The sequence below is a fragment of the Pseudomonas sp. MAFF 730105 genome, from assembly GCF_055380705.1.
This window is the reverse complement of sequence record NZ_AP018438.1, coordinates 3461565-3473378: the sequence shown is the minus strand read 5'-3', so window position 1 is coordinate 3473378 and position 11814 is coordinate 3461565. Positions and strand designations below refer to the sequence as shown.

Here is an 11814-nt window from a genome sequence, read left to right as displayed (position 1 = left end):
ACCTTGGAAAATCAAAAGCAGAACGAGCCTTTGCCCTTCCAGCCCTTCTGGAACGACACGCCGATCAAGACCTATCTGTTCGATGCTTTTTCAGTGCTGTTGCCCGCGGGTGAACAGTTTGTGATTTCGGTGGTGGAGTCAGCCGCCTCACAGCTGCAACAGACCTCGACACTGGCCGCCGAGTCGCGCCGTTTCGTCGCTGAGGAGCGCGCCCACCAACGAGCGCACCGGCTCTACAACCAGCAATTGGAAAAGCAAGGGTTCGAGGTCAGGAAGTATGAAGTCGACATCGAAAAAGACCTCGAGAACGTGCAGTCGAAGGTGTCGCCCAAGGCGCAACTGGCCCTGGCTGCCGCGTTCGAGCATGTGACGGCGGTGATATCCAGGATTGCCTTGCGCAAGGGCGGCCTGCTCTCGGCCACCGAATCTTCGCAGACGCGCCTGTGGCGCTGGCATTGCCGCGAAGAAGTGGCCCACCAGCATGTCACCACGGATCTGTTGCGGGCGTTGGGCGTTCCTTACTGGCAGCGCATGCTCTGGTTCCTGGTGGCATCGGCGCTCCTGGCATTCGATGTCCTGCGCCATGTCCACGGTTTCGCCCGCCTCGATATCCGACGTGGAAGGGTCAGCGCCGCACAGGTGCGACGAGCAGCGGGTCGCCTGTTGTTGCGTGACGGCATGAACCTGGTCTTGTTGGCCGCCGGATGGATCGGCTACTGCCTGCCATTGAGCGTCCGCGTGACTGCGAACTGTCAGTGAACTGCAATATTCCCGACTTATTCTGGCCCCATACGCCACGGTTCATTACGGATCGCGGGTCATGCATGCCGGGAATTGCCCAGGGGGCCCACCAAATGAAAATAACGGTATTCGGTAGTGGTTATGTAGGGTTGGTGCAAGCCGCCGTGCTGGCCGAAGTGGGCCACGACGTGATCTGCATGGACATCGACGAGCAGAAGGTCGAAAGCCTGCGTCAGGGTCAGGTCAGCATCTACGAGCCGGGCCTGGCGCCATTGGTGCGTGAAGGGATTGAAGCTGGAAGGCTGCATTTCACCAGCGATGAGCGGCTCGCCGTACAGCACGGCCAGGTGCTGTTCATCGCGGTCGGTACGCCGTCCAGGGAGGATGGGGCGGCCGATCTGTGCCAGGTGATGGCGGTCGGTGAGGCTGTCGCCCGTTATCGCGAGCAACCGGTCCTGTTGGTGGAAAAGTCCACCGTACCGGTGGGCACCGGCGACGCCCTGCGGGCACACATCGACAAATGCCTGATCAAGGCCGGTCGCCTGCTGCAATTCGATATCGCGTCCAATCCGGAGTTTCTCAAGGAAGGCTCGGCGGTTGCCGATTGCCGCCGCCCGGATCGCATCGTGGTCGGCTGCGAGCGCGATGAGGTCCGGGAAATCATGCGCGACCTGTATGCGCCGTTCAATCGCAATCACGACCGGGTCCTGTTCATGGACCTGCGCAGCGCCGAGCTGACCAAATACGCCGCCAATGCCATGCTCGCGACCAAGATCAGCTTCATCAATCAGATCGCGGAACTGGCGGAGCACCTGGGGGCCGACATCGAATCGGTGCGCCTGGGCATCGGTGCCGATTCACGCATCGGCTATCACTTTATCTACCCGGGCTGCGGCTACGGCGGCTCGTGCTTTCCCAAGGACATGCGCGCCCTGATCCACAGCGCCGAGCAGGCCCATTGCGCCAGCGACCTGCTGCAAGCGGTGGAAGCCATCAACGGGCGCCAGAAACACAAGCTGTTCGAGCGGATCAAGGCGTTCTACAACGGCGATCTGCGCGGAAAAACCTTTGCCCTGTGGGGGCTGGCTTTCAAGCCCAACACCGATGACATGCGCGATGCGCCGAGCCGCGTGCTCCTCGAATCGCTGTGGGCCTCCGGCGCAACGGTCCGGGCGTTCGATCCGGAGGCGATGCAGCAGACCCAGCAGCTCTACCCCAACGAGTCGAAACTCCTGCTGATGGGCACCCCGGAATCGGTCTTGCCGGGCGCCGACGCGCTGATCATCTGCACCGAGTGGCAGCCTTTCAAGGCACCGGACTTTGCGCTGATCCAGCAACGGCTCAAGGCGCCAGTGGTGTTCGATGGCCGCAATTTGTATGACCCGGAGCGCATGGCCGACAGGGGCTTCACCTATTTTCCGATGGGGCGCGGGCAGTCATGTGATTTGCCCATCGCACCGCACACGCCGTACCCGATCCCCCGAAGCGCTTAACCCTGTGAAAGCCGGGCTTGCCCGCGAAGGCGTCGACACATTCAACATCTGAAGTGACAGACAGACCGCTTTCGCGAGCCAACCCACTCCCACGTTGGGAGCACACCGTTACTTCAAAATAAATGATCTCAAACAGCATTAATATGAATTTGTAAGCGAGGATGCTGGGCGTCACACTGTGCGGCGTTCCTTCCCCAATTGTTGGAGCACTTAAAGGGCTTTCAGGGATTCTCCCGTAAGCCCCTTTTTTTGTTCGCTTTTTGGATTTGTGCTCAATGCTTTCTCGCTGGTTCCCCGCTGCTATCAATACCCGTCCCACCGAATGGAGCCGCGCCGCCATCGGCATGGCCCTGGGGGTCATGTTCAGTGTCTGGCTCTGCGGCCAGGTGTATGGCCTCGACGTGGCGCAACACCTGATCGGCCCTCTTGGGGCTTCGGCCGTGCTGCTGTTCGCCGTGTCTTCGGGCGCCCTTGCCCAGCCCTGGTCGATTTTCGGCGGTTACCTGTGTGCCTCGGTCGTGGGGCTGCTGGTGGCCCACGTGTTGGGGCGAACATTGGGCAGCGCCTGCCTGGCAGCCGGCATGGCCCTGGTATTGATGTGTTGGCTGCGCTGCATTCATCCACCGGCCGGCGCCCTGGCGGCGACCTTGGTGCTGGCGGACTCGTCCGTCGCCGCCCTCGACTGGCAGGCCCTCGGCGCGGCCATGCTGGCAGGTTCCACCCTGCTCGTCAGTGCGCTGGCGTACAACAACCTGACGCGGGTGCGCTATCCGAAGCGGGCCAGCGAGCCGGTGGCCGTCATTCCCGCCGACCATCCCCCCGTGGACCGCCAGGCCATCACCGCCGAGGACTTGAAGCTGGCTCTTGCGGAAATGGAAGCATTCTTCGACGTAACCCCTGAAGATCTCGAACAATTGATCCACGCCAGCGAGCGAAATGCCAAGCGCCGCAGCATCACGGAGGTGCTGTCGGGTCGCGAGTGAGCCTGTGGCTGCTATAAATATGCAGACAGGACCTGCACGTATACCGGTTGTGCGAGGCAATTTTGCACTGTTACGATCCCGACCGGATACGCGCGACACAATTCATAAAGACAATAAAAGCAGGGAGTTAGCGATGACTGCTCAGGTTTCATCCCAAGCCACAGGGAGTGTCGAAGTCGTGGCCTGTGAGGTGTTGGTCGAGGTTCGCAACCACATCGGCCATCTGACCCTGAACCGCCCCGCCGGCCTCAATGCCCTTACCCTGGCCATGGTGCGCAGCTTGCAGCAGCAACTCGATGCCTGGCTTGCCGATCCTCAGATCCATGCGGTGGTGTTGCGCGGCGCCGGAGACAAGGCGTTCTGTGCCGGTGGTGATATCCGTTCGCTCTACGACAGCCACAAGCAAGGCGACACGCTGCACGAAGACTTTTTCGTCGAGGAGTACGCCCTCGACCTGACGATCCACCATTACCGCAAACCGATTCTCGCCCTGATGGACGGTTTCGTCCTGGGCGGCGGCATGGGCCTGGCACAGGGCGCGGACCTGCGAGTGGTGACCGAGCGCAGTCGCCTGGGCATGCCCGAGGTCGGCATCGGTTACTTCCCGGACGTGGGCGGCAGTTATTTCCTGCCGCGCATCCCTGGCGAACTGGGTATCTACCTGGGGGTCAGCGGTGTCCAGATAAAGGCGGCCGACGCATTGTACTGCGGCCTGGCCGATTGGTACCTGGAAAGCCGCAAGCTCGCTCAACTCGACGAGCGTCTCGACCGCCTGGAATGGAGCGACATGCCGCTCAAGGATCTGCAAAGCCTGTTGGCGAAAATCGCCGTGCAGCAACTGGCGGCCCCGCCCCTGGACAGCCTGCGTCCGGCCATCGATCACTTCTTCGCCCTGCCCGATGTGCCGAGCATGGTCGAGCAATTGCGCCAGGTCACCGTCGCCAACAGCCATGAGTGGGCGCTGCAAACCGCTGAGCTGCTGGAAACCCGTTCGCCCCTGGCCATGGCAGTCACGCTGGAGATGCTGCGACGTGGTCGCCACCTGAGCCTGGAAGACTGTTTTGCCCTGGAGCTGCACCTGGACCGGCAATGGTTCGAGCGCGGCGACCTGATCGAAGGCGTGCGCGCCCTACTGATCGACAAAGACAAGAAGCCACGCTGGAACCCGCCAACCCTGGACGCGCTGGACGCGAACCGGGTGGCGAGTTTCTTCGACGGCCTTGATCACCTCGGGAACTGAGTCCATGCACGACCTCGAACTGACTGAAGAACAAGTGATGATCCGCGACATGGCCCGGGACTTTGCCCGTGGCGAAATCGCGCCCCATGCCCAGGCGTGGGAAAAGGCCGGGTGGATCGACGATGGCCTGGTGGCGAAGATGGGTGAACTGGGCCTGCTGGGCATGGTGGTACCCGAGGAATGGGGGGGTACCTACGTCGATTACGTCGCCTACGCCCTGGCAGTGGAGGAAATCTCCGCGGGTGATGGCGCCACCGGCGCCCTGATGAGCATCCACAACTCGGTGGGCTGTGGGCCGGTCCTCAACTTCGGCACCGATGAACAGAAACAGACCTGGCTGGCCGACCTGGCGAGTGGACAGGCCATTGGCTGCTTCTGCCTGACCGAACCCCAGGCGGGTTCCGAGGCCCACAACCTGCGCACCCGCGCCGAACTGCGGGACGGCCAGTGGGTAATCAATGGCGCCAAGCAGTTCGTCAGTAACGGCAAGCGGGCGAAACTGGCGATTGTGTTCGCGGTGACGGACCCGGACCTGGGCAAGAAAGGCATCTCGGCCTTCCTGGTGCCGACCGATACGCCGGGCTTCATCGTCGATCGTACCGAGCACAAGATGGGCATCCGCGCTTCGGACACCTGCGCCGTCACCTTGAACAACTGCAGCGTTCCCGAGGCCAACCTGCTGGGTGCCCGTGGCAAAGGCCTGGCGATCGCCCTCTCCAACCTGGAAGGCGGCCGGATCGGCATAGCAGCCCAGGCCCTGGGCATCGCCCGGGCGGCATTCGAGGCGGCCCTGGCCTACTCGCGGGATCGGGTGCAGTTCGACAAACCGATCATCGAGCACCAGAGCATTGCCAACCTGTTGGCCGACATGCACACCCGCCTGAATGCCGCCCGCCTGCTCATCCTCCATGCTGCCCGCTTGCGCAGCGCCGGCAAGCCCTGCCTCTCAGAAGCCTCCCAGGCGAAGCTGTTTGCCTCGGAAATGGCCGAAAAGGTCTGCTCTTCGGCGATGCAGATTCATGGCGGCTACGGCTATCTGGAGGACTATCCGGTGGAGCGCTACTACCGCGATGCACGGATTACCCAGATCTATGAAGGGTCGAGCGAGATCCAGCGGATGGTCATCGCCCGGGAATTGAAGAACTACCTGGTGTAAAAGCATCGCGAGCAGGCTCGCTCCCACATTGGAACTATGGAGTACGCAATATTTGCGTACACCACGGACCCTGTGGCAGCGAGCCTGCTCGCGATAGCGGTCTACCTGTTACAGCGCGATCAATCGTAGAACGGTTCAACCAACGTCCGGCTGCCAACAAAAAAGCTGTCCGCCACCAGCCGCAGCGGTTGCAGGTCCAGGTCGCTGGCTTTGTCGGCGATCAGCTGTTGGAAATGTCGATACACCGCCGCGTACTCACCCTCCTCCGAAACCGCCTGGCGCACGCCATCGATGCTCAACAGGGCACCACCGTTATCCAGGCGCAAGGTACCCTCGGTGCAGCGGATCTCGATGCTCCAGAGTTCATCATGACCGTGGTCGAAATCGAACTCCGCGCGGATATCGAGGTGGCGGGCATCCGACATCTGGATGCTTGCGGCGATAGGCGATTGGCAGTTATCGGGAACCCGCAGCTGTGCCGATTTGACAAACAGCGGCCGCGGCAACAGATGGGTCGCGATCGACAAGGCATTGATGCCGGGGTCGAACACGCCCAGGCCGCCCGGTTGCCAGATCCACGCCTGGCCGGGATGCCATTTGCGCACGTCTTCCTTCCAATCGATCTGCACGCTTTGCAAGGTGCGGGTGGCCAGCCAGTCCCGGGCCGCCTCGATCCCGGGTGCGTAGCGCGAATGCCAGGCAAACAGTGCGCTGACGCCCAGCTCCCCAGCTTGGCTGACCAATGCCATCGCTTCGCCGAGGGTGGCGCATGGCGGCTTTTCCACCAGGACATGCTTGCCGGCGGCCAGCGCCTGCTCCACCAGAGCGAATCGGCCCTGCGGCGGCGTGCAAAAGGCAATCGCATCAACCTGGGGGCCATTTGCGAGCAGCTCGCCCAGGGACTTGAAATTCTCTACCCCGGCACAGGGCTGCCCCTGCGTGGCGACCGCCACCAATTGAAACGCCGGATTGGCGTGGATGGCGGGTACATGTTGATCCTGGGCAATCTTGCCGTAGCCCACCAGACCGAGACGAATCGGTTGCATCTAGGACTCCTGATTTTTTGTATTTGTGATCGGCCAGCAAACTAGACGTAAATCGCCTGGCAGACAATGGGACAGCGGAATTTCCTGCGAGTCATGACGCCCTCGTAGTCCTACGCACAGTGAGAGTGATGCGCGTCACAGATCAAACGGGCGCCTGTTCCGCCGAAGGGGCTTTTTTCCGCATAAACGCTTATAAAGCGCTCAGGAATTCGCGGAAGAACGTTTTACCACTGCATGGACCATCAAGGAGCCGTAAACATGAGCACCACCGAACACGTACAAGGCACTGGCAAATACAGCGCCAAATGGCAGGAACGCTTTAATTTCTTTGATACCTATGGCGCACCGAACGATCCGCGACACAAGGAAGCCTTCAAGGCGCTACCAGGCTTCAAGAAGAAGATGCTGATCAATGCCAACGTGATTGCCTTCTTCTTCGGCCCGATCTACCTGTTCGTCCTGGGACTCTGGAAGAAGAACCTGGCCATGATCGGCATCATGATCGGGATCAGCATCGCAGTGAGCGTGATTTTTGCGCTCATGGGCACAGAATCTCCAAGGGCGCTGGATTCGGGCATGAGCGCGGCCTTTTCGGTGATGTACGCGATCATGACCAATTACGCGTACTACCTGAAAGAAGTCAAAGGCGAGCAAAGCTGGAACCCGTTCGAAGGCATGCGTTTCTGATCGCAGCTTCCGGCCGCTCAAGAGCCCGCACCTCGTCATGAGTGTGCGGGCTTTTTGTTTGCGGGCCAAAGCGTTGCGGATGAATCGAACTTCCAGAAAGACCGCCTGTTCCAAAGGAAAGACCGTTGAGAATCCGGCGAGCTCATCGTTCTTGCTCTTCGAGGCTCATAACCCTGATGACTAGGTGGTCTTTGTAAGCCTATGGCATGATGCCCTAGTACTTTCCCTGATGAGAGGCTGGTTGTGTCAGAGATTCCCCTAGTGGTGTGTGATGACTCCAACATGGCCCGTAAGCAAGTGTTACGGGCATTGCCGGCGGACTGGTCGGTATCCATTACCGAGGCCAGTAACGGCCGCCAGGCCATGGAGGCCATACGCAAGGGGCTGGGCCAAGTGGTACTGCTCGACCTGACCATGCCGGAGATGGATGGCTACCAGGTGTTGAGCGCCTTGCGCACTGAAGGGTTGAAAGCGCAAGTCATCGTGATTTCCGGTGACATCCAGGAAGAAGCGGTGCGCCGCGTCAGCGAACTGGGCGCCCTGGCGTTCCTGAAAAAGCCTTTCGACGAAAACGAATTGCGCCAGACCCTCAGCCGTCTGGGCCTGCTGACGAAAGCCACGCAGGCGCCGCTGCAGCATCGTCCGACAAGCAACACCGCCATCCATTTTCACGACGCATTCCGCGAGACGGTCAACGTTGCCATTGGCCGGGCCGCCGCCCTGATCGCCAAGGTCCTGGGCGTCTTCGTGCAGTTGCCGGTCCCGAACGTGAACGTCCTCGAAGTCGGCGAGTTGCACATGGCGCTCGCCGACGCCGGCAGCTCCCAGCAGCTCACAGCCATCTGCCAGGGTTTTATCGGTAGCGGCATCGCCGGTGAAGCCCTGCTGATGTTCCATGACTCGGAAGTCGCCGATATCGCGCAATTGATGCAGCGCCAGAGCGCCGATTATTCGGACCTGGAAATGGTGCTCGATCTTTCCAGCGTACTGATCGGCGCGTGCCTGAGCAGTATTGCCGAGCAGATCGATGTGGTGTTCTCTCAAGGCCATCCGCAGGTGCTCGGCCAGCATGCGGCGATCGACGAGCTGATCCGGGTCAACCAGACCCGCTGGAAAAAGACCCTCGCCGTGGAAATCAGCTACAGCCTGGAAGGCCACGACATTCGCTTCGACCTGTTATTGCTGTTCACGGAAGACTCAATCGAGCGGTTGACCCACAAACTCGCCTACTTGATGAGCTGAGCCATGAACAATCCTGTTGATCTGAACGAATTCCACTGGTTGCTGGCGATTGTCCAGAGCATCGATGTCGGCGTGGTGGTGCTTGACCGCGACTATCGGGTGCAGGTCTGGAACACGTTCATGGAGAACCGTTCCGGGGTCCAGCCGAAGGATGCCCATAACCAGCATTTCTTCAGTCTGTTTCCCGAAGTCGACCAGCAATGGTTCAGCCGCAAGGTGGAAAGCGTCGCCGCCCTGGGCACGCCTGCCTTCACCGTCTGGGAACAGCGTCCCTACCTGGTGCGGTTCAAGAACTATCAGCCGATCACCGGCCACGAAGCGTTCATGTTCCAGAACACCACCCTGCTGCCCCTGCGCTCCCCCGACAGCAAGATCAACCATATTTGCCTGGTGATCTATGACGTCACCGATGTCGCCACCAACCGGCATCAACTCCAGGCCGCCAATGCACAGCTACAGCTGTTGTCCAGCACCGATCGGCTGACCGGCCTGTACAACCGTGGGTATTGGGAAGAGAACCTCAAGGCCACCTATGCCCGGCATCAACGCTATGGCAATAACTCCAGCCTGGTCATGTTCGACATCGACCACTTCAAGCGGGTCAATGACACCTATGGCCACCAGGCTGGCGACAAGGTCATCGAGCAGGTCGCTAGCCTGGTCCGCGAGCACGTGCGTGACTCCGACGTGGCCGGACGCTATGGCGGCGAAGAGTTCGGCGTAGTGCTCTCAGACACTGACAAGGCCGGTGCTCGGATGTTTGCCGAGCGTCTGCGCAAGGCCGTCGAAGAAATGGACGTGCAGTACGGCGACAAGGTCATCCGTTTCACCATCAGCCTGGGGGTGGCCGACCTGACCCAGCCATCGAACAGCCATGCAGACCTGATCGCCTGGGCGGACGAGGCGTTGTACACCTCCAAGAAAACCGGGCGCAATCGGGTGACGGTGCACGAGTAGCGCTATGTAGCCTGCTGGCTCCTCAACGCACCGATGATGAAGGCGTGAAGGCTGTTCACAGCCTTCGAACCGCGAGAGGCCCGACTGCGAAAAACCGACACCTCCATCGGTTCTATGCCGCCCAGATCATGTTCGTTGCCGAGCACTTGCAATGAGGCCGGGACACTGCACTGAGTGATGGCGGCGATGGCAATCCCACCTTCCACCGCCGCGACTTGACCAGCGAGGCTGGAACTGTTGTAGACCACCTTATACCGACGGCCCTGCAGCGTTAACGAATTGACTGCATTGCGCCGGGCCAGGCTGGCACTTTCGTAGACCGCGATCGGTATGGGGTCGCGCCGCCAAAGTTCGAACTGAGGCGACCCCACCCACACCATGGGTTCCTTGAAGAGAAATGTACCCCGCTGGGGGGAGTCCCTGGAGACCAGCGCCAGGTCCAGGTCCCCATTCACCACCCGTGGAATCAAGGTCGTCGACTGTTCGCAATCCAATTCTATTTCAACACCCCCATAGCGGGGAGCGAAACGCTTGAGCACAGGCGTCAGGTACTTGGCCGCGTAATCCTCGGCAACGCCCAGCCGTATACGCCCGGTCAGCTCTTCGCCATGAAAAGCCGCCTGCGTCTCGGCATGCAGCGCCACCATGCGCCGCGCATAGCCCAGGAGGGTCTGACCATCGAGGGTCAGCTGCAGATGCCGCGGGCCGCGACTCAACAACTGCCGCCCAAGCGCCGCTTCCAGTTTCTTCATCTGCATGCTCACGGCGGACTGTGACCGATGCACCTCAAGGGCCGCGCCCGAAAGCGAACCGGCGTCCACCACCGCGACAAAGCACTTGAGCCAGTCCATCTGCAAATCGCCGGAAGGCATGTCCACGACCCCTATTCGATAATCGAATGTCTAAGCCATGAATTATGCGCTTCCGTTGACCGGCTTTCATCCCCAGGATGTGGGGGGCGGACGTTGCGTTTGACTGGAGAACATCATGCCTTTCGAGACCTGGCTGCTTTACCTGGTGACCTGCTGCGGCATCGCGGTGGTGCCTGGGCCCAACGCGTTGCTGGTCCTGACCCACGGCGCGATCCATGGCAACCGCAAGACGCTTTTCACCATCAGTGGCGGTGTGTTGGGCTTCGTCGTGATGCTCTCGTTGTGTGCCCTGGGGCTAGGCGCACTGATCCAGGCCTCCGTGACCGGGTTCATGGTGCTGAAGATAGCCGGCGGGCTTTATCTCATCTGGCTGGGCCTGGGATTGTGGCGGTCGGCACCTGTTTCCCTGGACGTGGATGCCGTGACGGGATCCGGCCCGTGGTCACTGTTCCGACAGGGCCTGTTGTCGGCGGTCTCGAATCCCAAGGCGCTGTTGCTGTTCACCGCGTTTATCCCGCCCTTTCTTGATCCACACAGGAACCTGCTCGTCCAGACCGCCGCTATCGCGCTGACCTATGCCGTCGTGGAGTTCATCGTCGAGTACATCGTGGCCACGGCGGCGTATCGGGTCAGGCCATGGCTGGCTCTGGCCGGGCGTCGGTTCAACAAGGTCTGCGGCGGTTTTTTCGTGGCGTTTGGCCTGGTGCTGCCCGTCCATTCCTGACTGCAGGTATCCGCGCCGAGCGACGTTGGGTTGAGCCAACGTACCTTAGAGTGATCGATCCAAACAGAAAGATAGGAGGACAGGCCCACAGGCCAATTCGCAGGATTGGGCAATCATCAGCCTGAATTGTGCAATGTGCCTGAGGGATTCCTTCCTATAGTTGATCGGAGCCAAACCTTGCGGAGCAAGTCCCACCATGAGCGCCCTCAACATCAATGGCCGTGAGTACACGGTCGACGTCGATCCTGGCACCCCGATCCTTTGGACACTGCGTGATACGTTGGGCATGACCGGCACAAAGTTCGGCTGCGGCGCAGCCCTGTGCGGTGCATGCACGGTTCACCTGGACGGCCAGGCCATCCGCTCCTGCGTGACGCCGATCGCAGCCGCCGAAGGCAGGAAAATCACCACCATCGAAGCCGCTACCGACGGCAGCGACCCGGTCGGCACGGCGGTGCATGAGGCCTGGGTCAAGCATGACGTCGCGCAGTGTGGCTACTGCCAGAGCGGCCAGATCATGAGTGCGACCGCTTTCCTCAAGGCCCAACCCAAGGGCAAGCAACCCACCGCCGCCGAAATCGACTCGGCCATGGCCGGCAACATCTGCCGCTGCGGTACCTATGTCCGTATCCGTGCTGCCGTGGCCGATGCCGCCAAAGCCCTCGCCTGACCG

Annotated in this window: 12 protein-coding genes; 10 read left to right on the top strand and 2 right to left on the bottom strand. The window is 60.9% G+C overall.

Features of this window, described 5'->3' with window-relative positions:
- The first annotated feature begins 3 nt into the window (after window positions 1–3).
- The 5 genes from PCOSP_RS15225 to PCOSP_RS15205 all read left to right on the top strand — a co-directional run bounded on the left by PCOSP_RS15225 (window position 4) and on the right by PCOSP_RS15205 (window position 5613).
- Window positions 4–759 carry a metal-dependent hydrolase gene (locus PCOSP_RS15225; RefSeq protein ID WP_464708865.1) on the top strand — a complete coding sequence of 252 codons (756 nt, stop codon included), beginning with the start codon at window positions 4–6 and terminating at the stop codon, window positions 757–759.
- A gap of 95 nt (window positions 760–854) precedes the next feature.
- Complete coding sequence (locus PCOSP_RS15220) at window positions 855–2234, top strand: UDP-glucose dehydrogenase family protein (RefSeq protein ID WP_139645697.1); 1380 nt, start codon at window positions 855–857, stop codon at window positions 2232–2234.
- A 275-nt stretch (window positions 2235–2509) separates the two neighbouring features.
- Complete coding sequence (locus tag PCOSP_RS15215; RefSeq protein ID WP_139645693.1) at window positions 2510–3217, top strand: HPP family protein; 708 nt, start codon at window positions 2510–2512, stop codon at window positions 3215–3217.
- Between the two features lie 133 nt (window positions 3218–3350).
- Window positions 3351–4457, top strand: coding sequence for an enoyl-CoA hydratase/isomerase family protein (locus PCOSP_RS15210; RefSeq protein WP_464708863.1), 1107 nt, complete (start codon window positions 3351–3353; stop codon window positions 4455–4457).
- Window positions 4458–4461: 4 nt separating this feature from the next.
- Complete coding sequence (locus PCOSP_RS15205) at window positions 4462–5613, top strand: acyl-CoA dehydrogenase family protein (protein WP_139645689.1); 1152 nt, start codon at window positions 4462–4464, stop codon at window positions 5611–5613.
- A 119-nt stretch (window positions 5614–5732) separates the two neighbouring features.
- On the opposite strand, the gene PCOSP_RS15200 is transcribed toward PCOSP_RS15205, so the two are convergent.
- Window positions 5733–6659 (bottom strand): Gfo/Idh/MocA family protein, encoded by a 927-nt coding sequence (locus PCOSP_RS15200; RefSeq protein ID WP_464708861.1) that lies wholly within the window; start codon window positions 6657–6659, stop codon window positions 5733–5735.
- Between the two features lie 258 nt (window positions 6660–6917).
- On the opposite strand from PCOSP_RS15200, the gene PCOSP_RS15195 reads away from it, so the two are divergent.
- The 3 genes from PCOSP_RS15195 to PCOSP_RS15185 all read left to right on the top strand — a co-directional run bounded on the left by PCOSP_RS15195 (window position 6918) and on the right by PCOSP_RS15185 (window position 9545).
- Complete coding sequence (locus PCOSP_RS15195; RefSeq protein ID WP_139645685.1) at window positions 6918–7346, top strand: DUF2628 domain-containing protein; 429 nt, start codon at window positions 6918–6920, stop codon at window positions 7344–7346.
- A gap of 243 nt (window positions 7347–7589) precedes the next feature.
- A complete protein-coding gene (locus tag PCOSP_RS15190; RefSeq protein ID WP_139645684.1) occupies window positions 7590–8588 on the top strand; it encodes a response regulator in 999 nt (332 codons plus the stop codon).
- A 3-nt stretch (window positions 8589–8591) separates the two neighbouring features.
- Window positions 8592–9545, top strand: coding sequence for a sensor domain-containing diguanylate cyclase (locus tag PCOSP_RS15185; protein WP_175386038.1), 954 nt, complete (start codon window positions 8592–8594; stop codon window positions 9543–9545).
- A 2-nt stretch (window positions 9546–9547) separates the two neighbouring features.
- Here the strand turns inward: PCOSP_RS15185 and PCOSP_RS15180 are convergent, their stop codons facing one another.
- Window positions 9548–10417, bottom strand: coding sequence for a LysR family transcriptional regulator (locus tag PCOSP_RS15180; protein WP_139645680.1), 870 nt, complete (start codon window positions 10415–10417; stop codon window positions 9548–9550).
- Between the two features lie 115 nt (window positions 10418–10532).
- Here PCOSP_RS15180 and PCOSP_RS15175 point away from each other — a divergent pair, with 115 nt between their 5' ends.
- Together PCOSP_RS15175 and PCOSP_RS15170 are read left to right on the top strand one after the other, a co-directional pair.
- The gene (locus PCOSP_RS15175; RefSeq protein WP_464708860.1) at window positions 10533–11141 is read left to right on the top strand and encodes a LysE family translocator; all 609 of its coding nucleotides are present in this window, start codon (window positions 10533–10535) and stop codon (window positions 11139–11141) included.
- 196 nt (window positions 11142–11337) lie between these two features.
- Complete coding sequence (locus tag PCOSP_RS15170; RefSeq protein ID WP_139645676.1) at window positions 11338–11811, top strand: (2Fe-2S)-binding protein; 474 nt, start codon at window positions 11338–11340, stop codon at window positions 11809–11811.
- Window positions 11812–11814: the final 3 nt, after the last annotated feature.